26 protein-coding genes are annotated in these 20,814 nt (G+C 32.3%); 19 read left to right on the top strand and 7 right to left on the bottom strand.

The window, feature by feature from the left end; translation table 11 throughout:
* Positions 1 to 81: 81 nt before the first annotated feature.
* On the bottom strand, positions 82 to 615 hold the full coding sequence (locus ASC72_RS12810) for a DUF6155 family protein (RefSeq protein WP_056191291.1): 534 nt from the start codon (positions 613 to 615) through the stop codon (positions 82 to 84).
* A gap of 102 nt (positions 616 to 717) precedes the next feature.
* On the opposite strand from ASC72_RS12810, the gene ASC72_RS12805 reads away from it, so the two are divergent.
* Positions 718 to 1,005 (top strand): DUF3817 domain-containing protein, encoded by a 288-nt coding sequence (locus ASC72_RS12805; protein ID WP_056191289.1) that lies wholly within the window; start codon positions 718 to 720, stop codon positions 1,003 to 1,005.
* On the top strand, positions 998 to 2,254 hold the full coding sequence (locus ASC72_RS12800; RefSeq protein WP_056191288.1) for a mechanosensitive ion channel family protein: 1,257 nt from the start codon (positions 998 to 1,000) through the stop codon (positions 2,252 to 2,254). Before ASC72_RS12805 ends, ASC72_RS12800 begins: the two co-directional genes overlap by 8 nt.
* A gap of 179 nt (positions 2,255 to 2,433) precedes the next feature.
* On the opposite strand, the gene ASC72_RS12795 is transcribed toward ASC72_RS12800, so the two are convergent.
* Both ASC72_RS12795 and ASC72_RS12790 read right to left on the bottom strand, forming a co-directional pair.
* Entirely contained in the window at positions 2,434 to 2,862 is a 429-nt protein-coding gene (locus ASC72_RS12795; RefSeq protein WP_056191287.1) for a hypothetical protein, read from the bottom strand.
* Positions 2,863 to 2,921: 59 nt separating this feature from the next.
* The gene (locus tag ASC72_RS12790; protein ID WP_056191284.1) at positions 2,922 to 3,305 is read right to left on the bottom strand and encodes an acyl-CoA thioesterase; all 384 of its coding nucleotides are present in this window, start codon (positions 3,303 to 3,305) and stop codon (positions 2,922 to 2,924) included.
* A gap of 69 nt (positions 3,306 to 3,374) precedes the next feature.
* Here ASC72_RS12790 and ASC72_RS12785 point away from each other — a divergent pair, with 69 nt between their 5' ends.
* The 4 genes from ASC72_RS12785 (at position 3,375) to ASC72_RS12770 (ending at position 5,997) form a co-directional block, all read left to right on the top strand.
* Positions 3,375 to 3,782 (top strand): hypothetical protein, encoded by a 408-nt coding sequence (locus tag ASC72_RS12785; protein ID WP_026985104.1) that lies wholly within the window; start codon positions 3,375 to 3,377, stop codon positions 3,780 to 3,782.
* Between the two features lie 9 nt (positions 3,783 to 3,791).
* A complete protein-coding gene (locus ASC72_RS12780) occupies positions 3,792 to 4,271 on the top strand; it encodes a hypothetical protein (RefSeq protein WP_056191283.1) in 480 nt (159 codons plus the stop codon).
* A gap of 25 nt (positions 4,272 to 4,296) precedes the next feature.
* Positions 4,297 to 4,872, top strand: a complete 576-nt coding sequence (locus ASC72_RS12775) for a Crp/Fnr family transcriptional regulator (protein WP_056191281.1) — start codon at positions 4,297 to 4,299, stop codon at positions 4,870 to 4,872.
* A gap of 153 nt (positions 4,873 to 5,025) precedes the next feature.
* A complete protein-coding gene (locus ASC72_RS12770; RefSeq protein ID WP_056191279.1) occupies positions 5,026 to 5,997 on the top strand; it encodes a zinc-binding alcohol dehydrogenase family protein in 972 nt (323 codons plus the stop codon).
* A gap of 67 nt (positions 5,998 to 6,064) precedes the next feature.
* Here ASC72_RS12770 and ASC72_RS12765 read toward each other — a convergent pair whose 3' ends face one another.
* Both ASC72_RS12765 and ASC72_RS12760 read right to left on the bottom strand, forming a co-directional pair.
* Positions 6,065 to 7,807 (bottom strand): DUF885 domain-containing protein, encoded by a 1,743-nt coding sequence (locus tag ASC72_RS12765; protein ID WP_056191277.1) that lies wholly within the window; start codon positions 7,805 to 7,807, stop codon positions 6,065 to 6,067.
* 64 nt (positions 7,808 to 7,871) lie between these two features.
* A complete protein-coding gene (locus ASC72_RS12760; protein WP_056191275.1) occupies positions 7,872 to 9,848 on the bottom strand; it encodes a thiamine pyrophosphate-dependent enzyme in 1,977 nt (658 codons plus the stop codon).
* Positions 9,849 to 10,022: 174 nt separating this feature from the next.
* Between ASC72_RS12760 and ASC72_RS12755 the strand changes: the two genes are divergently transcribed.
* The 10 genes from ASC72_RS12755 to ASC72_RS12710 all read left to right on the top strand — a co-directional run bounded on the left by ASC72_RS12755 (position 10,023) and on the right by ASC72_RS12710 (position 16,787).
* Positions 10,023 to 10,973 (top strand): isopenicillin N synthase family oxygenase, encoded by a 951-nt coding sequence (locus ASC72_RS12755; protein WP_056191274.1) that lies wholly within the window; start codon positions 10,023 to 10,025, stop codon positions 10,971 to 10,973.
* A gap of 111 nt (positions 10,974 to 11,084) precedes the next feature.
* Positions 11,085 to 11,417, top strand: a complete 333-nt coding sequence (locus tag ASC72_RS12750; protein ID WP_056191272.1) for a translation initiation factor — start codon at positions 11,085 to 11,087, stop codon at positions 11,415 to 11,417.
* 98 nt (positions 11,418 to 11,515) lie between these two features.
* Positions 11,516 to 12,385, top strand: coding sequence for a nucleoside phosphorylase (locus ASC72_RS12745; RefSeq protein ID WP_056191270.1), 870 nt, complete (start codon positions 11,516 to 11,518; stop codon positions 12,383 to 12,385).
* Between the two features lie 35 nt (positions 12,386 to 12,420).
* A complete protein-coding gene (locus tag ASC72_RS12740) occupies positions 12,421 to 12,861 on the top strand; it encodes a DinB family protein (protein ID WP_056191268.1) in 441 nt (146 codons plus the stop codon).
* A 3-nt stretch (positions 12,862 to 12,864) separates the two neighbouring features.
* A complete protein-coding gene (locus ASC72_RS12735) occupies positions 12,865 to 13,257 on the top strand; it encodes a VOC family protein (protein WP_056191267.1) in 393 nt (130 codons plus the stop codon).
* A 76-nt stretch (positions 13,258 to 13,333) separates the two neighbouring features.
* Positions 13,334 to 13,807, top strand: coding sequence for a DUF4265 domain-containing protein (locus tag ASC72_RS12730; protein ID WP_056191266.1), 474 nt, complete (start codon positions 13,334 to 13,336; stop codon positions 13,805 to 13,807).
* 55 nt (positions 13,808 to 13,862) lie between these two features.
* Positions 13,863 to 14,714: a substrate-binding domain-containing protein gene (locus tag ASC72_RS12725; RefSeq protein ID WP_056191265.1), complete on the top strand. Its 852-nt coding sequence runs from the start codon at positions 13,863 to 13,865 to the stop codon at positions 14,712 to 14,714.
* Positions 14,715 to 14,733: 19 nt separating this feature from the next.
* The gene (locus ASC72_RS12720; RefSeq protein ID WP_056191263.1) at positions 14,734 to 15,666 is read left to right on the top strand and encodes a hypothetical protein; all 933 of its coding nucleotides are present in this window, start codon (positions 14,734 to 14,736) and stop codon (positions 15,664 to 15,666) included.
* A 137-nt stretch (positions 15,667 to 15,803) separates the two neighbouring features.
* A complete protein-coding gene (locus ASC72_RS12715; RefSeq protein WP_056191262.1) occupies positions 15,804 to 16,172 on the top strand; it encodes a hypothetical protein in 369 nt (122 codons plus the stop codon).
* Between the two features lie 186 nt (positions 16,173 to 16,358).
* Positions 16,359 to 16,787 carry a GNAT family N-acetyltransferase gene (locus ASC72_RS12710; RefSeq protein WP_056191260.1) on the top strand — a complete coding sequence of 143 codons (429 nt, stop codon included), beginning with the start codon at positions 16,359 to 16,361 and terminating at the stop codon, positions 16,785 to 16,787.
* A gap of 75 nt (positions 16,788 to 16,862) precedes the next feature.
* Here the strand turns inward: ASC72_RS12710 and ASC72_RS12705 are convergent, their stop codons facing one another.
* On the bottom strand, positions 16,863 to 18,323 hold the full coding sequence (locus ASC72_RS12705) for a glycosyltransferase family 2 protein (RefSeq protein ID WP_056191258.1): 1,461 nt from the start codon (positions 18,321 to 18,323) through the stop codon (positions 16,863 to 16,865).
* A 280-nt stretch (positions 18,324 to 18,603) separates the two neighbouring features.
* The gene (locus tag ASC72_RS12700; protein WP_056191256.1) at positions 18,604 to 19,047 is read right to left on the bottom strand and encodes a PepSY-like domain-containing protein; all 444 of its coding nucleotides are present in this window, start codon (positions 19,045 to 19,047) and stop codon (positions 18,604 to 18,606) included.
* A gap of 143 nt (positions 19,048 to 19,190) precedes the next feature.
* Here ASC72_RS12700 and ASC72_RS12695 point away from each other — a divergent pair, with 143 nt between their 5' ends.
* The 3 genes from ASC72_RS12695 to ASC72_RS12685 all read left to right on the top strand — a co-directional run bounded on the left by ASC72_RS12695 (position 19,191) and on the right by ASC72_RS12685 (position 20,760).
* A complete protein-coding gene (locus ASC72_RS12695; RefSeq protein WP_056191254.1) occupies positions 19,191 to 19,661 on the top strand; it encodes a GNAT family N-acetyltransferase in 471 nt (156 codons plus the stop codon).
* Between the two features lie 3 nt (positions 19,662 to 19,664).
* On the top strand, positions 19,665 to 20,126 hold the full coding sequence (locus ASC72_RS12690; protein ID WP_056191251.1) for an SRPBCC family protein: 462 nt from the start codon (positions 19,665 to 19,667) through the stop codon (positions 20,124 to 20,126).
* A 64-nt stretch (positions 20,127 to 20,190) separates the two neighbouring features.
* Positions 20,191 to 20,760, top strand: a complete 570-nt coding sequence (locus tag ASC72_RS12685; RefSeq protein ID WP_056191250.1) for a Crp/Fnr family transcriptional regulator — start codon at positions 20,191 to 20,193, stop codon at positions 20,758 to 20,760.
* Positions 20,761 to 20,814: the final 54 nt, after the last annotated feature.

Here is a 20,814-nt window from a genome sequence, read left to right as displayed (position 1 = left end):
ACACCTAAAAAACAGTTATTCACCTTATTTTAACTTAAAATAAATGTTTTTTTTAAATAAGATTTTTTATGAGAAGCGTTTTTATAAGTCGATTTTGTCGAGAATTGCTTCAAAATCATACTTGTTTTTCCATTTTTGTTGAATAGTTTGCTGTTGAATTTCTAAAATTCTTGTTTTAAATTCAGGTAAAATTCCATTAGAAATTATAAAATTTACAGCTTGCTCGAAAGAATTAAATATGCTTTTGTAAAACAATTCCTGCTTTATAAAATTTCCTGAAGAAAACGTTTGCGCTATTTCTATATTATATAACATCAAATCGGCAATGATAAAAGGATCAACACCTAACAAAATAAAATGCTTGATCATTTTCTGTGCTACAGACCGACGCATTTTTGCTTTTGGACGCCATTTTGCATTTGGTTTTTTGACAGGAAAATATTCATGAGAAATCTTGGTTTTGCTTTCCTGCAAGAGTTTGTCTTCTTTTGGATTGAAAACAAAATCATAAAAGGTTTTTACCGGAATAAACTTCTCGTATAATTCGATAATTTGTTCTTCGAGTTGTTCCTTATTTAATTCGGCTAAATATTTTTTTAAATCGCGCTTACTCATTATCAAAGTTTAAGAATACAAAAATAAATAGTTTCCGGATTCATATCGCAAAAACCAACCATAATACTTAATTTTGCTCGTATAAATTCAAAAAATAGATACATGCTCAAGATTTTCAAAGTTACTGCAATTTTAGAAGGAATCTCCTATTTAGTTTTATTCGCAAACATGCTAATCATTAAAAACAACAATCCGGAACTTTATCATACTGTATTACGTCCATTAGGGATGACACACGGTGTATTGTTTATTGGGTATATTATTTTAGCATTTTTACTAAGAAAATCTCAAAACTGGGATTTAAAAACCTTCGGAATTATCCTGATTGCGTCTCTTATTCCGTTTGGAACTTTCTACATCGAGAAAAAATATTTAGAAAATAATGCATAAGCCTTTGGATAAAATATTTAACTTTTTATATCCGCTTTTTAGAGATTGGGGAATGAGTCGCAACTTTGCGTCTTATATTAGTCTTGTCTTTAATATTGCCATTATGGTCGCATTGGCTTACGCCATTTATTATGTTGCAAAATTTGTTTTAGTTACTTTGACCGCCATTTTTGCGCAAAAAACCAAAACAAAGTTTGATGATTATCTGATTCATAATAAAACTACAAAATATACCGCTTATTTAATTCCGTTTTTCTTTATTTATAAGGCTGTACCCATTATTCTGGATCGCTATGAATATTGGGAATCTTTGTTTGGAAAACTAGTTGGTATTTATATCGTTTTGATCAGTTTATGGATTATCAGAACGATTTTTAATGCCTTACGTGATTATTTAAAACAAAAACCCGAATACAGCGACAAACCGATCGACAGTTTTGTTCAGGTTATTATGATTGTGCTTTGGATTTTTGGTGTTGCCATGATTATTTCGACTTTATTCGGAATTAAAAAAGGTGAATTATTGACCATTTTAGGAACTCTTTCTGCAATTATTATCTTGATTTTTAGGGATACAATTTTAGGATTTGTTTCGAGTGTTCAGGTTGCGATTAACGACATGGTTCGTATTGGTGACTGGATTACGATGGATAAATTTGGCGCCGACGGAGATGTAATTGAAATTAATTTAACGACCGTAAAAGTTCGGAATTTTGATAATACCATTACAACGATTCCAACGTATTCCTTAAGTTCAGACTCTTTTCAGAACTGGCGTGGTATGCAAAAATCTTCAGGAAGACGAATTAAAAGACATGTTTTAATCAAAAGCAGCAGTATTCGCTTTCTGACTAATGAAGATTTGAATCAGATGAAAAAAGTACAGCTTATTTCGTCTTATATCGTAACCCGACAAGCTGAAATTGAAAAATATAACGCAATGCACGGTGTTGATAAAACCTTATCTTTAAATGGTCGAAATATGACGAATCTAGGTTTGTTTCGAAAATATATCATGCAGTATTTAGTGACGTATCCCGGTTTGAATAAAGATATGCATATAATGTGTCGCCAGCTGCAATCGACTGAGCATGGAGTTCCGTTAGAGATTTATGCTTTTTCAAGTGATAAACGTTGGGCAAACTACGAATATATTATGGCCGATATTTTTGATCACATAATGGCTTCCGTAGAGTATTTTGATTTGGAAATATTCGAATTACCATCGAAGATTGGTCGATTAGATTAATTTTTTTGTTTCAGGTTTCAGGTTCTTTGCTTTGAACATAATTTAACCCCAAAGTTCGCAAAGGTTTACGCTATGAACGTAAAGTTATCCTTTGCGACCTTTGCGAAAAACCCTTTTCGAGCTTTACGATTAAGTATATCCCTATAACTTGAAACCTGAAACAAAGAAAACCTGAAAAACTAATTTTCAGTCTTTTCAAAAACAAACTCTGAGTTGTTGTATTCTATAGGTATTTCGGGAATAAAAAGCGGAAGATTAAAATAAGTTCCGATTACACCTTTTCCCAGAATCAGTTTATTATCTTTTTTTAATAAAGCTATTGGAATTCTTTTCCAGCTTCCTCCGTTAGCGATAAAATGAAAGTCACCTCGTAGCGTGTCGCCTCTCAGATCTCCTCTTACATCGCCTGAGTCCTTCCCGAATTTATGATACAGTATTTCATAACGTCCATAGAATCTTTTGTCATTTATTTTGATGTCTAAAATCGCGGTGTCTTTGCCATTCACGGCACGATAAAAAACACGACTGTATTTATCTTTTTCTTCTTTTGAATTACAGGAAATCAATAAGATAAAAATGATAAAAACGACTATACAATTTTTAAACATCCTTTTTTGTTTTTAAGGCTTAGTTAAAATGAACTTATATCACTTAATAGGTAAAAAAATTACAAACGATCTTTTACGAATTCAATTTGGGTTTTCCCGTGGGCTTTTGGCTTTCCTTCTTCATCTAAATTTACCATGGTAGTGTGATCAATTGTGATAATAATTTCACGCGTCATCATGTTTCTTACGGCACATTTTAAAACCAGTGATGTATTTCCGAATTTAACGACATCAATTCCAATTTCGACAATGTCACCCTGGCGGGCAGAACTTTTAAAATTGATTTCCGACATGTATTTGGTAACTACTCTCGGGTTTTGAAGCTGAACAATGGAGTATAAAGCTAATTCTTCATCAATCCACGCTAATAATTTTCCGCCAAATAAAGTTCCGTTTGGATTTAAATCTTCGGGTTTGACCCACTTTCTGGTATGAAATCGCATAATTTTAATTTATAAGAGTAAAAATAGATTTTTTTGTATTGGAATTTTTTCTAAATTTAAAGAAAAAACATGGCAGATAGAGACACTTTTTTAAGAGAATTCAGGGGCGAAACTTTAGGAACTGTAAGTGCTCAATCTTCGGCAGATGAGTTGTTTCAAAATCAGACGATTAGGCCTATTTTAAAACTGCAAAATGATTTGTTTATTGCGGTGTTTATCAACTATGTAAATAAAAACAAAGCCGATTTCTATTCGTACACAGTCGAAAAGAAACTCCAGGTCATAGAAAATTCCATTCAGAAAGATATTAAATTCAGAAATTCTTTAAAAGGAATTGTCATGGCACTTTTTACGATTGAAGAATATGAAACTTACATTCAAAATTCTTCGAGTCTAAACAAAAGAATGATGAATTTATTAATTGATCGCTTGAAAAGTCAGGTGCAATTGTTTGAATTGGAATCGAATTCGAATTAGGTTTTATAAATGAAAATTGAAATTGTAGAGAATAGAAAACAAAGTCTATTTGCTTATAAAAATGATGAGTTATTATTTTATTCAACAATAAAATTTAATTGGTTAAAAAAGAATTTGGTTAAAATTTTTGATTCTAATGATGATCTTATTTTAGAACTTCAAAGTTATGAACCTCCTTTTAGTTCACCGAAATATAAAATCTTATTTCAAGATATAGAAAAAACAAAAGATATTAGCGAAATTACTGAAATTGATATGTTCTTCAATCTCAATAAAAGCTTAAGGAAAACAAAAGGTAATTATTTTTCTTTCAATACCAATTTCTCTTATTTTTCAGAAACAATTAAAATTGCAGATATAAAACAGAAATTTTGGAGTTCCACACAAAAAATGTATTTAGAGATTAATGACGAAAATATTGATTTTCTTAATTACATCATGATTCATATTTTATCGACGCGTACAGGATATAATTCTAATGTCGATTAATAATTTGTAAGAAATATATAAATAGATGTTCAATCAATTCCGAAATAAATTCCTTCTCGACGATTCAAAATGGAATGAATATACAAGTTATTTTCAACGCCTTGAAGTTCCTGCCAAAACCATTCTTCTGGAAGAAGGAGAAATCTCAAAAAAGCTTTTTATAATCGAAAAAGGCAGTATTAGGGTTTGGTTTAATAATAAAGGAAAAGATCTAACAACCCAATTTTTCTTCGAGAATCAAAGTGTATCTTCTATCGAAAGTTTTATGAAAAAATTACCCAGTCCGGTTGTTATTGAAACTATCGAGCCCTGTGTTTTATGGTGGATTCAAAAAAGTGATTTGGATAATATTGTCGAAGAAATTAAAGAAATTCCAGAACTCAGAGACCGTTTCATCAACATGCTTTTTGAGCGCACATTTGATTATATAAAACATTTTGTTTCTTTTATAAAAGACTCTCCTACTCAGTGTTATCTTAACTTAATTAAAGAAAGACCTCAGGTAGTACAGCGTGTGTCACAACATTACATTGCGTCTTATCTTGGCGTGAGCACCGTTCATTTAAGCAGAATCAAAAGCCAATTGCTTCATAAAAAATAATTGAATTTCCATATAAGTTATACAAGTAATTATAAGTCAGGTTTAAATGAACTTATATAACTTATATAGTAAAAAATAGATTTCATTTGATAACAAATGTTATCGTCGGCTTCTCGCCTGCTCTCTAACTTTGCCTCATAAAATTTAATAATTATGAAAGCAGCAGTAGTTTATAAAAAAGGCGAATCGCCAAAATATGCAGAATTTACAGAGCCAATTCCACAAAATGAAAATCAAATTTTACTTTCGGTCAAAGCCGTAGCCATTACCAATTTGGATAAAGGAAAAGCCAGCGGTAAACACTATTCTTCAGGAAATCAAAATGAAAACGGATTCATTGTTGGTAGTGATGCCGTAGGTTTATTGGAAAACGGAACAAGAGTTTATGCCCGTGGCATTATCGGTACAATGGCTGAGAAAACAATTATTGATAAAAATATTTTGGTACCATTACCAGAAGGAATTAACAATACGATAGCGGCCGCAATGCCAAATGCAGTAGCGGGCTCTGCGATGGCACTTAAGTTCAGGGCGGGGATAAAACCAGGAGAAACTGTTTTGATAAACGGAGGAGCTGGTTTTACAGGTCAAATGGCTATTCAGATTGCAAAACATTATGGAGCAAAAAGAATAATTGTTACTGCAAGAAATGAAAAAACATTCCAAAAACTATTAGAATTAGGCGCTGACGAAATTATTTCACTAAAACAAGATGATGAAACGATTATCAAAAAGCTTAAGGAAGTTCATTTAAATACGCCGATAGATATTGTTTTAGATTATTTATGGGGACATCCCGCGGAATTAATCCTTTCTGCTTTAAAAGGAAATGGTTCCTTTACCCATAAAGTACGTTATATTAATATCGGAAGTATGGCTGGAGATGCTATTCCGTTGTCAGCAGGAATTTTAAGAAGTGTTGATCTTCAATTATCAGGCTCTGGTTTAGGCAGCTGGACAAAAGAAGAACTAAAATTGTTGTTGTCAGAAATACTTCCGGAAATGTTTCTTTTAGCCGCTCAAAAGAAAATTAAAGTAAATATCGAAGAAGTTAATCTAACTGATATTGAACAAATATGGAATGCAGATGTTTCAGATGGTAAACGTTTAGTTGTAACAATCTGACAAAAGAAAAAGGTTTGATAAGATACTAATCTCATCAAACCTTTTCAATTAAATATCTTTGAAAATGTTACTCTTTAGATAACATTAATTCTTTGATGTATTTTACCGGAGCACTTCCAAAACTTAGGAATTTCTCATGAAATTGTTTCAAATTAAATTTATCACCTTCTTTTTTCTTAAGTTCTTCTCTTAGGTTATAAATCTCGGTATATCCTGTAAAATAAGAACATAGTTGCACTTGTGATAGCGTTACACGCTTCCACTTTCCTTCTGCTTCTGCTTGCTGTTGAAAAGCTTCTCTGGTAAGTAAAATCATGGCATCTTCTTTAGGCATACCTTTGGTGTGAACACTATTGTCTAATATGGTATTACAAGTTGCTCTCAAATTCCATTTATAATACATCAGCCACATTTCATCAGAGTTTTTATAACCGCTCTCCAACATCATTTTTTCAGCATAAACAGCCCAGCCTTCTACCATGGCACCGTTTCCTAAAATAGATTTTATAATACTTGGCGATTGATTGCTGTAAACCAATTGTGTGTAATGTCCCGGAACCGCTTCGTGAATGTTTAAAATTTGAAGAATATAGTTGTTGTATTCGCGTAAATAACTTTCGGCATTTTCAGCCGTCCAGCCAGACATACTTCCTACGTTATAATAAGTATCTGCATTTTTATCATAAGGGCCCGGAGCAGAAATCGAAGCACCTGCAACACCCGCCATATAAGCTGGCTCTTTACGGACCACTAAAGGTTTTGAGGGATCTATATATAATAAATCTTTGGTTTTAACGTAAGCTATCAGCTCTGGAATTTGTTTTTCAATTTCCGATTGGAATTTCTCCGGACTTGTATGCTGTAAGGATATTTTATCAATAACCTGTTTGATTAAATCCAGTTTATCAGCGGGTTTTGGCGCGTTCCCTTTGTATTTTGCCCAGAGTTTATCTGCGATTACAAACATTTTGTCATGCAAATCATTTTTGTGATCAACGGCAATTTTATAAATTTCATCAGCTGTATAACTGGATTGAATGTCGAAGTTAAATTTCTTCGCATACAAATCAGCTCCTAATCTAAAGGAGCGAGGTGTTTTATTTGGTAATTTTTGCAGCCAGTCCGCATAATCTTTTATGGCTTTTATGGAAACTTTTGCTTTGTCCTGCATTTCTTTTTTCTCAGCAGCACTCAGTTTGCTTTGTTCTAAAGCGGCATTTAAATCATCTTCAAAAACAGAAGAGCCTCCAATGTTCTGTGCAATTGCAAGATCAGTATGTTCGATTGTCGGATTTTTGATATTTTTTTTGGCAGCTTCATAATAAGCCGGAATGTTATTCATTTTGATATTAAAAGCACGTAAGCGAACTTCTACAGCATCGTATTTTCCGTTTAAAATTTCCGCGAAAGCGCCACAAACATTATATTCTGCGGGATTCCATTCAGATGATTTTAGTTCTTTAAAGCTGAAAATCGTCGCCTCTAACTGATTTTTTATCATTTGAAAATCGGTCTTATTATTGTCAGACAAATTTTCAATATCATATTGTTTTAATGAATCCAATTGGGCATTGGCAAAATCAAGTTGTGCTTTCGTTTCCTTCGCATCCGGAACGACGAGAACGCTATCTAATTTATGATAACCAACACCCGAAGCCCAACCCGGATTAATTTTCCATAAATCGGAAACAAATCCGTCTTTGTACTTGTCAAATTTTTGGTCTAAAGCTTTATCTGTAGTGGTTTTAGTGCTTTTATTACAGGAAAAAAATAATGAAATGGCAAAAATTGAAACAAACAGTTTTTTCATAAGTTAAGTTTTTATGTTTTAAAGATAGAAAGAATGTCATCACGTAAAGCAAACTGTTTCTCAATTAATATTTTAACAAGTCAAATAAAACCTCTTCAAAACGATTTTTCGGTAAGAATTGATCTTCTAATGCTTTTGTAAACGGAATTGGCGAATCTAAACTGGCCACTCTTTTTACAGGAGCATCCAGATATTCAAAGCACTCTTCCATGATTAAAGCAGAAATATCGCTGGCAATTCCGCCAAAAAGGGTATCTTCCTGATAAATAATTACTTTTCCTGTTTTTCTTACTGAAGCAAAAATAGTTTCAGTATCTAAGGGCTGAAGTGTTCTTAAATCAATTAAATCCGCATCAATTTCAGGATTTTTGGCTAAGGTTTCCAAAGCCCAATGAACAGGAGCCCCAAAAGCAATAATCGTAACCGTATTTCCTTCTTTTAAAACAGCTGCTTTTCCAAGTGGTATAGTATAATAATCTGTTGGAACATCCTGATAAACGCTTCTGTACAATTGTTTATGTTCAAAAAATAAGACCGGATTCGGATCATTAATCGAAGTATTTAATAAACCTTTTGCATCATATGGAAAGGCCGGATAAACTACTTTTAAACCAGGCGTTTTAGTAAACCAGGCTTCGTTTGTTTGTGAGTGAAAAGGGCCTGCTTGTGTACCGCCACCGCAAGGCATACGAACCACAACATCAGCTTTTTCGCCCCAACGGTAATGTGATTTTGCCAATAAATTTACAATCGGATTAAAGCCTGTTGAAACAAAATCAGCAAATTGCATTTCGACAATCGCTTTGTATCCATTAATAGATAATCCCATTCCAGTTGAAACCACGGCACTTTCACAAATTGGAGTATTACGAACTCTGTCTTTTCCAAAAAATTCTACAAACCCATCTGTTATTTTAAAAGCACCTCCATATTCTGCAATATCCTGCCCCATAATAATCAGGTTTCTATGATTTTGCATCGATTGCTCCAAACTGTTTCTGATTGCATCTATAAACCGAATATTTTTAGTTTCTTCAGAATGAGTAACTTCTTCATAAATAAAAGGTTTATAAACATCATCTAATTCTCCACTGTAAGTTGGAACAATTTCAGGTTCAGCATTTGCAATGGCTAAATTTTCATCGATTTCCTGTTTGATTTCATTGTGAAGTTGTTCGTCAAATTCAGCTGTTAAAACCCCGGTTTCCGTTAAAAATTTTCTATAATTTGTAACGGGATCTTTTTCAGCCCATTCGTTCATTAATTCTTGTGGAACATATTTTGTACCACTCGCCTCTTCATGCCCACGCATTCTAAAGGTTTTAAATTCTAATAAAACCGGATGCGGATCATTTTGCATTTGTTCTTTTAACTCCGAAAGCTTGTTGTAAACTTCCAAAATATTATTTCCGTCAATAATATGACTCTCAATGCCGTAACCAATTCCCTTGTCAGCCAGATTCGCACATAAATATTGTTCGTTTGTAGGTGTTGATAGTCCGTAACCATTATTTTCAATTATGAACATTACAGGCAATTTCCAAACGGCAGCAATATTCAATGCTTCATGGAAATCTCCTTCGCTGGTAGCACCTTCGCCAGTAAAAACGGCTGTTATTTTTTTATTATTCTGAAGCTTATCGGCTAATGCAATTCCGTCAGCAATTCCTAATTGCGGACCCAAATGCGAAATCATTCCAATAATTTTATATTCCTGAGTTCCAAAGTGAAAACTGCGGTCTCTTCCTTTTGTAAAACCATTCGCTTTTCCCTGCCATTGCGAAAATAATCGATGCAAAGGAATATCACGTGTAGTAAAAACACCCAAATTCCGGTGCATTGGCAATACATATTCTGATTCATCTAAGACAGATGTAACCCCTACTGCAATGGCTTCCTGCCCTATTCCGGAAAACCATTTGGATACTTTTCCCTGACGAATCAGGATTAACATCTTTTCTTCGATTAAACGAGGTTTTAGGATTCTTTTGTATAATTCCAGTAATTTTGCATCAGTAAGGTTTTGTCTGTAAAAGATCATAGGGTTGTTTGGTTTTTTTGTGTTTCAAATATAGAAAAATATAACAATTTTATTCATTTTTGTTATATATTTTTAATTTTATTATAACTTTTAAAATTCAATTCTAAAATATTCTCTACCTTTGTTATTGAAAGGTTTTTCGACACCTTTCATCTTAAATAAAAAATGTAAAGTATGCAAAACATTCCTAGTGTAGACTTACGTGATTTCCTTTCGGACGACCCGAAACGTAAACAAAAATTTGTAAATGAAATCGGCAGTGCATTTGAAAACATTGGCTTCGTAGCCCTAAAAGGTCATTTTCTGGACGACCAGTTAGTAAACGAGCTTTATAGCGAAATTAGAAAATTTTTCGCTTTGCCAGTAGAAACTAAGCATAATTATGAAATTCCCGGTATTGGCGGACAAAGAGGTTATGTATCTTTTGGAAAAGAACATGCTAAAGGACGCAAAGAGGGCGATTTGAAAGAATTTTGGCATTTTGGTCAGTATGTTGACAAAGATTCAAAATATGCTTCAGAATATCCTGAAAATGTTGAAGTTAAAGAATTACCACGTTTTAATATCGTAGGTAAAGAAGCGTATCAAATGCTTGAAAAAACAGGCGTTTATGTGTTGAGAGCTTTGGCTTTACATTTAGGTTTAGACGAGTTTTATTTTGATCAATATGCTAAAGAAGGAAACTCAATTTTAAGACCAATTCATTATCCTCCAATTACTTCTGAGCCAGAAAATGCTATTCGTGCAGCGGCTCACGGTGATATCAACCTGATTACACTTTTAATGGGTGCTCAGGGAAAAGGGCTTCAGGTTCAAAATCATGACGGAGAATGGATTGACGCTATCGCAGCAGATGATGAATTAGTGATTAATGTTGGAGATATGTTATCAAGACATACCAATAACAAACTAAAATCAACGATTCACCAGGTTGTAAATCCGCCAAGAGAATTATGGGGAACATCTCGTTTTTCTGTGCCGTTTTTCATGCATCCTGTAAGCGATATGCGCTTAGATTGTCTAGAAAATTGTATTGATGCTGAAAATCCTAAGAAATTTGAAGACATCACAGCAGGTGATTATTTATACGAACGTTTAGTAGATCTAGGTTTAATTAAAAAGTAAACTTATTAAATCTCAATATTAAAATTCCAAATTCCAATTCAACTTGGAGTTTGGAATTTGATTTTTATGAACTATATTTATTGGAGGTTATTTTTTAGAATAAAAAAAATTATGGACTTACAAGATCAATTAAAAAATTTATTTCCTGATCACGTTGAATCAAATGAACCTGAGGAAATTCAGGAGCAAGAACACGTTCTCTATGTTCAAAAAGAGCCTATGATCTGCAAATTTGAAAAGCGAAAAGGAAAGGCAACCACTATAATTGAAGGCTACGAAGGATCTGATGAAGATTTTAAAATTCTGGCCAAAGAAATTAAAACCAAACTAAGCGTTGGTGGAACCTTTAAAGATGATTCGATCATTATCCAAGGAGATTATCGTGACAAAATCATGGCCATTTTAAAAGAAAAAGGCTTTAAAACAAAAAGAGTTGGAGGGTAAAAAAGTTTTTTTAGTTTCATGTTTCAAGTTTCAAGTTGTTCATGAAGTTAAAAAAACTTTGTCCCTTTGTACCTCAGAACCTTAGCACCTCAAAAAAAATGATAAAACAATCAGAATTAATACTAAATCCAGACGGAAGTGTTTACCACTTAAACCTTCGTCCTGAACATATTGCACACGATATAATTTTTGTAGGAGATCAGAATAGAGTAGAAAAAATTACTCAGTTTTTTGATACCATTGAATTTTCAACACAAAAAAGAGAATTTAAAACCCAAACTGGAACTTATAAAGGAAAACGAATTTCGGTAATGTCAACCGGAATTGGGCCGGACAATATTGATATTGTTTTGAATGAACTGGATGCTTTAGTAAACATTGATTTAGAAACGCGTCAGCCCAAAGAAAATTTGACTTCTTTGAATATCATCAGAATTGGAACTTCGGGTTCTTTACACGCTGACATTCCTGTGGATAGTTTTGTAATGTCTAAAATCGGATTGGGGTTGGACAATATGCTCCGCTCCTATTTGATTGATGATGTTTCACAAGATGCTCTTGAAGATGCTTTTATAATGCATACCAATTGGGATATCCGAAAAGGAAGACCTTATGCGATTTCGTGTTCTGAAGCATTAGAAAAAATTATTGAATCTGATAAAATATTCAAAGGGATTACAGCAACTGCTGGTGGATTTTATGGTCCACAAGGGCGTGTATTACGTTTAGATATTCAGGATTCAGCATTAAACAATAAAATGGATAATTTTAATTTTGATGATAATCGAATCACCAATTTAGAAATGGAAACAGCAGCCATTTATGGGCTTTCGGCACTTTTAGGTCATAATGCATTATCTTTAAATGCTATTATTGCCAATCGTGCTTCAGGAACTTTTAGTGAAGATCCTTATAAAGCAGTTGATGAGCTAATTGCTTATACATTGAATAAACTGGCTGAGAAATAATTAGAAAATTTATCCATTAGAAAATTAGATAATTCATGCAAAACGCTATTCTTACATTTGAGAGATTATTAAATGAAAATGTCAATTATTTTCCGATAATTGATCCGATTATTTTAGAAGAAAGAAAACCAGGAAAATGGTCTAAAAAAGAAGTTTTGGGACATTTAGTTGATTCTGCCACTCACAATTTAATTCGTTTTACAGAAATTAATTATCTCGAAAAACCATATCGTCACAGGCCTTATAATCAAATTGATTTAGTAAATTTAAATCAGTATCAGGCAAAAGAAATTAATGAACTGACGCAATTATGGTTTTCGTTAAATAAACAAATCTTACGAATTATGAAGTCTGTTGATGAAGAAGCTTTAGATTATAAAATTATCTTAAGCGATGAATCTGTTATTGATTTAAGATTTCTGATGACGGATTACGTTGAACATTTAGAACATCATATTAATCAAATTAGATCATAGATTATGTTTTTAAGAGTGGCCCGACATACGAATGATTTAGAGAGAATTGAAAATTTTTATGTGGATATTCTCGGTTTTGAACGATTAGGAGGTTTTCAGAATCACAATAATTACGATGGCGTTTTTATTGGGAAATCGGGTTTGGACTGGCATTTTGAATTTACACAATCAAATTCAAAAGCAAAACATACTTTTGATGAAGAAGATGTTATTGTACTTTATCCGAAGACAATTTTAGATTATAATGAATTGGAGAATAAGCTCATACGTAACAATATTTCAATAATAACTGCAATTAATCCGTTTTGGAATGAAAATGGCAAAATGTTTCAGGATCCTGATGGTTACCGAATTGTTATATCACCATTAAAAGCAATAATTGACGAAATTAATTAGTCAATTAGAAAATTAGATAATTAAGCTGTCACTAAAAAAATAGTAGAGTGGCTGAAAAATAAGTATATATTAAATAATGGCAGAAACGCACAAAAAAATCCTATTTAGATATTATAGTGATTTACTAGAAGATACGGTTGTAGAAACCATGTGGGCTGAAATTATCGATTTAGAAAAAGGATATTTTAAATTAGATAATATTCCTTTTTTTGGACCTTTAATTGCAACAGATGACATTTTCTTTGCAGAATTTGATGAAGAGGAACAAAAACTGGTTTATAGAGAAACTATTGAAATTTCAGGAAACTCAATTGTTCAGGTTGTAATTTTAGAAAAAGATTTTGACAAGGAAATTATTAGAGAGAAACTCAAAGAAATTAATTGCGAATCTGAAGGTATGAACGAAACTCTTTTTGCTGTCGAAATAACTCGTGAAGTTGATTATTTTGTTGTAAAAAGTATTTTAAATGAATATGTAGAACTTGAGGTAATAGATTTTGCAGAGCCTTGTCTTTCTGAAAAACACAGAGCAGATTTATTAAAAAATTAGACAACAAACAAACTTAAAATACGCATACCAAACAACCCAACTTAAACTTAAACTAATGAAAACTGTAAAAATTGTAGGTGTTCCTGAGCACTTTAATTTGCCATGGCACCTATGCATTGAAAATGGCGAATTTGAAGCAGAAAATATTGATTTACAATGGAAGAATATTCCTGAAGGTACAGGCAAAATGTGCCAAATGTTGCGAGATGGTGAAGCCGATATTGCCGTTATTTTGACAGAAGGAATTGTAAAAGATATTGTAGCGGGAAACCCAAGTAAAATTGTTCAGATTTATGTGCAATCTCCTTTGATTTGGGGAATTCACGTTGCAGCAAAATCAAATTTTAATACGGTTAAAGACCTTGAAAACAAAAAAGTAGCCATTTCCAGATTAGGTTCAGGTTCGCAGTTAATGGCATATGTAAATGCACATGAACAAGGCTGGGAAACAGAAAATTTGCAATTTGCAATTATAAATACCATTGATGGCGCTGTTGAAGCTTTGACAAACGGAACTGCTGATTATTTTATGTGGGAACGTTTTATGACAAAACCACTTGTTGATAAAGGCATTTTTAGACGTGTAGGCGACTGCCCTACTCCCTGGCCCTCTTTTGTGATAACGGTTCGTGATGAGTTTTTGAAAAAGAACCCAAAAGTAGTGGAGAAAATCCTTGAAATCATTAACAAAACAACGCATGATTTTACACAGATTCCGGATATTGATAAAACTTTGGCAGATCTTTTCAATCAAAAAATCGAAGATATTCAGGAATGGCTAAAGTTAACACAATGGTCTCAAAAACATTTAAGTGAAAAAGCATTTGATAAAATTCAAAATCAATTATTTGATCTGGGAATTATTGATAAAAAAAGTACTTTTGTTGAAACGGTAAAAGCGCTGTAAAAAACTGCTTTTGATTCTTATGATGAAATTCCCTAAAATCGACTTTCCGCAATTAAAATCCAAATTACAGGTGAAATCGCCCTGGGATAGGATTATTATTATGCTGTTGAGTCTTTTAATTACCATTCCGGTATTCATCATTCTGCATCAAAATTTAATTGATCTGAAATGGCCTTTCAATTTAGATCGTGTTTTTATTTTTATATTGGTTTTTGCGGCTATTTTCTTTTTTTTGATGTTGCTTCGAACCATCATTATTCTTTGTGTAGCCTTGTATTTATTGGTTTTGTTTTACGGAAGTGTTATCGGGAATTATGGTTTCAATGAAATTTCGGAAGATTATAATTCGATGATTTATACCATGTCTGATAATCCTTTTCCACAAGATATTATTGCAGCAAAACTACTTCCGTTCCCCAACAAATCAAAAATCATCAATGCAATAGAATATCAAAATCCGAAGGTTCGTAATTTTGCTATTATGGCTACGACAAAGCATTTTAAAGGAGTTAAAGGATATTCAGATTACAGAACTATAATTCAGTGTTTTGCCGTCTTTAAAGAGATCAATAGTCGTTGGAATTATGTAAATGATCCAAAGGAAGGTGATTATATTGCTACTGCAAGCGAATCATTGGCTTATTTTTCAGGAGATTGTGATGATCATTCTATTTTAATGGCTGCTGCAATACGTTCTATTGGAGGTACACCAAGACTTATTCATACAAAAGGACACATTTACCCTGAAATTTTAATTGGTTCCTTAATTGATCTGGAAAAAGTCAATTACCTTATAAAAAATGTACTTTTTGTAAAGGAAAGTTATGGTAAAAGAATTCATTATCATATTGACGACCGTGGTCAGGTCTGGATGAATCTCGATTATACGGCGACTTATCCGGGTGGGCCATTTTTATATGAAGAGATTCTTGGAGCTCTTACGCTGAACTAGGTTTCGCTCTTTAAAAGAAAATTAAAAAGATTTTTTTTTAATCGTAAGAGACTAATTATTAGATATTTTCCTAGAAAAACATAAAACGAATATATTTTTTTTGTAACTTTTCATGTTTAATTTTTAATCTCAAAACCATGAAAAAGTCTAAATTATTTATCCTCGGAATTGCATTGTTGACATTATTTATGATTTCATGTCATAACAAGAGAAACAAATTGGTTAATTCCTGGAAGATTACTGCCGTAGAACCTAAAATGCCACTGTCAGATTCTGCTAAAACTGCGATTTTAAAAAATGGAATGCTCACGTTTACAGAAGATGGCCATGTAACAGGATATTTACAGAGTGAAATCACCGATGGAACTTATGCCTTAACAAAAAAAGGAAAAAGTTTAGTAATTAAAGATGAAACAGGAACTCCATATCCGTGTGAAAGCTCTATTACAGATGATCAATTGATATTGGATAGCAGAGAAATGAAATTAACATTTAAGAAAATATAAGCAGAAATTTCTTTGTACACCAATTTTAAATAAACAATAAAACCAAAAAAAAACATATTAGCTCCTAACTAACCTTGGTTTTAGGAGTTTTTTTTATATTTAAAAGTGATACATTTTGTAAACTTAAGACGTAAATAAGCCTCATTTTTATTGTAAATTTGAGTTGCATGATTTTAAATCAAAAAGATGCTTCGAATCGTTGAAAAAAATAAAAATCACATAGCCGATTTACAAAGAATATTTCTGGAAGTCCGCCAAAAGACATTTTATTGGCTGGATACTCAAAATTATAATCTTATAGATTTTGATCATGAAACACAGGGTGAATTTGTTCTGGTTGCCGTGTTTGATAATAAAGTTGTCGGATTTATTTCGTTATGGCTTCCGGGAAATTTCATTCATCATTTTTATATTGATGATGAATTTCAGCAGCATAAAATTGGAACAAAACTATTGGAAGAAGCCATTCAGATAATGAAAACTCCAATTACATTAAAATGTTTAGAAAAGAATATCAGGGCTATTGAGTTTTATAAAAAAAGAGGTTTTGTCGCTACAGACAAAGGCATTTCAGCTCATGGTGAGTATATTTCTTTTGCGCTTCATAAAACATAATTTCAAGACATTAAATCTATAAACTAAAACGCCGCAAAATAGATAATTTTGCGGCGTTTTGATGTACAAAAATCTTTATTTTACTTCCGATAAACCTCTCGTTAACCAGCCTCTTTTATTGGCTGTTGCAATAGCATACGGCGTAATCCAAAATAAACTGAAAGTATAAAAAATACTGTATGAATATGCCCAGAAAGCTTCAGATATGCTGTATCTTTTTGCATAAAACAATACAGAAAAACTTGATACTATTAAAATACTTAAAAGTGTTGAGCTAAAGAATAACACCGGATGTATTGCTATAAAAAACAGCATAAAAAACAAGAACGGATACGCCATAACAATCTTTAACGATTGATTTAAAAATAAAAGACGTGCACCAAATTTAGACTCTTTTCTAAAATCCTTGAAAACGTATTTTGCCATCATGATATTCTCACGTACATTGCTTCTGCCCCATCTGATAAACATTTTGTACAGTCCAACATATTCTTCCGGAACATTTGTAAGAACCACTGCGTTTCTCTGGAACAAAACATGGAATCCTTGTTTCAAAATCATATTGGTCATAGCGCGGTCTTCTCCAATGTCTGACGGCTGTCCCATAAAAGTTTGGTCAATCCATTCTGGGAGACAATTAAATACAGCATCACGTCGATATGCTGCTGCTGCACCGGGAGTACAAAGAACAGAACCTAGCATACTTTCTGCAGAACGCATGAATTCAAAACTCATTACGAAACTTACATTTAGCATTTTAGGCAACAAAGCTTTTTTATTATTCAAAACGTGAACATTTCCGGCAACGGCGCCACATTTTTCATCAACAACAAACGGACTTACAAGATTTCTTAAAGTATCTTTCTTTACAATTGAATCACTATCAACGGTTACGAAAATTTCTCCTGTACCAAGTTCAAATCCACGGTGTAAAGCATGACGTTTTCCTTTGTTCTCTGGTTGTTGGTAAATTGATAATCGATCTCCTAATTTAATTTTTGCCTGTTGCATCCAGTACCAGGTATCGTCTTTACTTCCATCATCAATGGCAAGAATTTGTAGTTTTTGTTCCGGGAAATCGCTGTTGGCAAGACTTAATAAAGTTTCCCACACTAATTTACCTTCATTGTATGCCGGTACAATTACAGTACAAGTTGGTAACAATTCATCTGAAACGGATTCAATCGGCTTATATTTAAAATACAGGTATAAATTATATAGAAATGAACCTGTTTGAAAAAAGAATAACGCTGCAGTTAAAATTAAAAAAGGCAGACCCCACGAAGAGTTTATTCTTTCTATGTGAAACTGATCAAAGTCTGATTGTAATTTATAAACTAAAAATGACCCCGCAAGCATTAATGCAAAAGTGCCAATAAGCACAATAAAAGGTAATAAGTTTGCGTTTTTCTTTAAATCTTTGTTTAAAGATTGATTTTTAATATTAAAAATGGAATTGTTAATTGAAAGTTCATTTTTGACACTAATATTGTTTGAAGTGTAAAATTGTTCCTGAATAATTGTTTCGCTTTTCATAATGGCAATTGCTGTTTCTTAATGGCTTTTATTAAATTGGCATTCCTTTTGAATATTAATTAATGTCAAAAAATGATAAATATATATTCGAAAAAATATGACTATATCCCATTTTACAAGCCTCATGCCATTATCATTTTATACTGACAATGAGTTGATTAACGATTATAAGCTAAAATTGCGATGTATAAAGATTATACACTTGTGAAAAGTTTATACTAAAAACTCAAAAAAAAAGCCTCCAAATTCATTGATTTTGGAGGCTTCTCTTTTTCTAAAATTACTTGACGTCTTTATTTTTATCTTTTAAAATTTTACCTTCTTTAGTAAATTCAAGATCAATGTCATTCGTTAAATCGACGTCGAGATCTTTGTGACCATAATCGATATGCGTTATTTTTTCATTCGGATAATTTTTGGTCACATAATCTTTGACAGACGCTGGAATAAACTCGGTTGGAATTGGTTTATCATCACCATCAACTTCGCGATACGATCCGTCTTTCCAAAATTCAACCTCAGTTCCATCTTTTAGTTTTACCTCATATCCTTTTTCACCGTGTTCAGCATCTTTTTTAGCAATATCAACTGTGGTATTGCTAAAGTATTTTTGAAGAAATTCCTGTGCTGGTTTAGGCAATTCAGTAGTTTCAATTTTTTTCTGTGCTTTTGTCGATATTACAAAACCTAGTAATAAAACGACTGTTAGGATTCTATTTTTCATGGTTTTTATATTTAAAAATTATCGTATGTAGCTAATTTACAACAACTAAATATGCATTCAAACCAATTTAAGAAAGCTTTAGTTTTTTAAAAAGAACTTTTTTATCTATTTTTAGTGTTCAATTTTTTAGTTTTATAAAAGAAATGTCCATAGAAAAAGCGATTAATACCGATCACCAGATTTTAACCCAAATCACGAAGAAATCAAAAGCATTTTGGGGATATTCAGAAGAACAAATTGAAATTTGGTCCGAATTTTTAACGGTCACTTCGGGTTATGTAGATGCAAATATGGTTTATAAATTATCTGTTGAAGATCAGATTGTGGGCTATTATTCCTTTTTTAATCAAGATGAGAAGACTGTAAAACTGGATAATTTATTTGTTCTCCCGGAATATATCGGAAAAGGATTAGGTCGGCTATTAATGAAACACTTTTTATTGAACATCGATAAAACGAATGCAAATAAAATAACACTTAATTCAGAACCCAATGCAGAATCATTTTATTCGAAATTAGGTTTTGTGAAAGTGGGAGAAATTGAAACTTCTATTAAAGACAGATATATGCCGATAATGGAATTAACTATTAAAAGAGAATTTAATAAGAAATAAAAAATGGCAACAGTAACTTTCCCTTCAACTCCTGACTGCGAAATTGTAAGTTCGAGAGTCGTAAACTTTTCTCAGGAACTTGTTTTTAAAGCCTGGACAGATCCAAATCATCTAAAAAACTGGTGGGGACCAAAAGGTTTTACCAATACATTTGAAGAATTTGACCTTAGACCTGGCGGCAGATGGAAATTTGTAATGCATGCTCCGGATAAAGGAAATTTTCAAAATGAATGTGAATTTGTAAAAATTGAAAAGCCAAGCGAAATCGCCTGGATTCGAATTTCTAAACCTCTATTCAACATCGTTGCTACTTTTGAAAAAATAGCTGATGATCAGACAAAAATAGTTTTCAGAATGGTTTTTGACACTCCTGAAGAATGCGCAAAACTTAGACCATATGTGGTAGATAAAAATGAAGAGAATTTTGATAGGCTTGAGAATGAGTTATCTAAAATGACGCTGTAATTATAAAAAACGTTTTTTGTCATATGACAAATTCTTCAATGTCAATAATTCCTAACTTGCGTGTATGAAAGAATTTATAGCATATATATTGCAGTTCGGAAACTTAAATCAACAACAACTTGATTTAATTTCAAAAAAAGCAACAGAGAAAACCCTTCTAAAAGATGACTATTTTTCTGAAGCAGGGAAAATTGGGCAGGAAGTTGGTTTTGTTTTAGAGGGAATAGTAAGAGTTTGTTACTACAACAACAAAGGAGAAGAAATTACCAAATATTTCATTGATGAAAATAATATGGTAGTTGATTGGGAGAGTTTTGACAATGATATTTGTTCAAATGCCTATTTACAGGCAATTACAAACTGCAAAATGCTGGTTTTTTCTAAAAAAGACTGGAAAGAACTTTTGGAAATCATTATTCCGTGGGAAGCCATTGTAAATAAAATTATTTCAAGGGCAATGAGAAAAAAAATAGAAAGAATAAGCCACTTGGTTTCAGAAGATGCTACAACAAAATATTTGATGTTTCTGAAAAATTATCCTAATGCAGTCAATCGCATTCCTCTTTCTTATATTGCCTCTTATTTGGGTATTACACAATCTTCATTGAGCAGAATTAGAAAAAATATTCGTTAAAAATGCTTTTTGTCATTTGGCAAATGATTCTATTTTTAAATGGAAGAACTTTGC

Origin of the sequence: Flavobacterium sp. Root420 (assembly GCF_001427905.1) — a bacterium.
Classification (GTDB): Bacteria; Bacteroidota; Bacteroidia; order Flavobacteriales; family Flavobacteriaceae; genus Flavobacterium.
Note: the sequence above shows the minus strand (reverse complement) of the source record. Positions and strands in the feature narration are given on the sequence as shown.

What these genes read in the sequence shown, in the direction of transcription:
- ASC72_RS12810 (WP_056191291.1), bottom strand. Translation starts at nt 615, where the DNA reads ATGAGTAAGCGCGATTTAAAAAAATATTTAGCCGAATTAAATAAGGAA.
- ASC72_RS12805 (WP_056191289.1), top strand. Translation starts at nt 718, where the DNA reads ATGCTCAAGATTTTCAAAGTTACTGCAATTTTAGAAGGAATCTCCTAT.
- ASC72_RS12800 (WP_056191288.1), top strand. Translation starts at nt 998, where the DNA reads ATGCATAAGCCTTTGGATAAAATATTTAACTTTTTATATCCGCTTTTT.
- ASC72_RS12795 (WP_056191287.1), bottom strand. Translation starts at nt 2,862, where the DNA reads ATGTTTAAAAATTGTATAGTCGTTTTTATCATTTTTATCTTATTGATT.
- ASC72_RS12790 (WP_056191284.1), bottom strand. Translation starts at nt 3,305, where the DNA reads ATGCGATTTCATACCAGAAAGTGGGTCAAACCCGAAGATTTAAATCCA.
- ASC72_RS12785 (WP_026985104.1), top strand. Translation starts at nt 3,375, where the DNA reads ATGGCAGATAGAGACACTTTTTTAAGAGAATTCAGGGGCGAAACTTTA.
- ASC72_RS12780 (WP_056191283.1), top strand. Translation starts at nt 3,792, where the DNA reads ATGAAAATTGAAATTGTAGAGAATAGAAAACAAAGTCTATTTGCTTAT.
- ASC72_RS12775 (WP_056191281.1), top strand. Translation starts at nt 4,297, where the DNA reads ATGTTCAATCAATTCCGAAATAAATTCCTTCTCGACGATTCAAAATGG.
- ASC72_RS12770 (WP_056191279.1), top strand. Translation starts at nt 5,026, where the DNA reads ATGAAAGCAGCAGTAGTTTATAAAAAAGGCGAATCGCCAAAATATGCA.
- ASC72_RS12765 (WP_056191277.1), bottom strand. Translation starts at nt 7,807, where the DNA reads ATGAAAAAACTGTTTGTTTCAATTTTTGCCATTTCATTATTTTTTTCC.
- ASC72_RS12760 (WP_056191275.1), bottom strand. Translation starts at nt 9,848, where the DNA reads ATGATCTTTTACAGACAAAACCTTACTGATGCAAAATTACTGGAATTA.
- ASC72_RS12755 (WP_056191274.1), top strand. Translation starts at nt 10,023, where the DNA reads ATGCAAAACATTCCTAGTGTAGACTTACGTGATTTCCTTTCGGACGAC.
- ASC72_RS12750 (WP_056191272.1), top strand. Translation starts at nt 11,085, where the DNA reads ATGGACTTACAAGATCAATTAAAAAATTTATTTCCTGATCACGTTGAA.
- ASC72_RS12745 (WP_056191270.1), top strand. Translation starts at nt 11,516, where the DNA reads ATGATAAAACAATCAGAATTAATACTAAATCCAGACGGAAGTGTTTAC.
- ASC72_RS12740 (WP_056191268.1), top strand. Translation starts at nt 12,421, where the DNA reads ATGCAAAACGCTATTCTTACATTTGAGAGATTATTAAATGAAAATGTC.
- ASC72_RS12735 (WP_056191267.1), top strand. Translation starts at nt 12,865, where the DNA reads ATGTTTTTAAGAGTGGCCCGACATACGAATGATTTAGAGAGAATTGAA.
- ASC72_RS12730 (WP_056191266.1), top strand. Translation starts at nt 13,334, where the DNA reads ATGGCAGAAACGCACAAAAAAATCCTATTTAGATATTATAGTGATTTA.
- ASC72_RS12725 (WP_056191265.1), top strand. Translation starts at nt 13,863, where the DNA reads ATGAAAACTGTAAAAATTGTAGGTGTTCCTGAGCACTTTAATTTGCCA.
- ASC72_RS12720 (WP_056191263.1), top strand. Translation starts at nt 14,734, where the DNA reads ATGATGAAATTCCCTAAAATCGACTTTCCGCAATTAAAATCCAAATTA.
- ASC72_RS12715 (WP_056191262.1), top strand. Translation starts at nt 15,804, where the DNA reads ATGAAAAAGTCTAAATTATTTATCCTCGGAATTGCATTGTTGACATTA.
- ASC72_RS12710 (WP_056191260.1), top strand. Translation starts at nt 16,359, where the DNA reads ATGCTTCGAATCGTTGAAAAAAATAAAAATCACATAGCCGATTTACAA.
- ASC72_RS12705 (WP_056191258.1), bottom strand. Translation starts at nt 18,323, where the DNA reads ATGAAAAGCGAAACAATTATTCAGGAACAATTTTACACTTCAAACAAT.
- ASC72_RS12700 (WP_056191256.1), bottom strand. Translation starts at nt 19,047, where the DNA reads ATGAAAAATAGAATCCTAACAGTCGTTTTATTACTAGGTTTTGTAATA.
- ASC72_RS12695 (WP_056191254.1), top strand. Translation starts at nt 19,191, where the DNA reads ATGTCCATAGAAAAAGCGATTAATACCGATCACCAGATTTTAACCCAA.
- ASC72_RS12690 (WP_056191251.1), top strand. Translation starts at nt 19,665, where the DNA reads ATGGCAACAGTAACTTTCCCTTCAACTCCTGACTGCGAAATTGTAAGT.
- ASC72_RS12685 (WP_056191250.1), top strand. Translation starts at nt 20,191, where the DNA reads ATGAAAGAATTTATAGCATATATATTGCAGTTCGGAAACTTAAATCAA.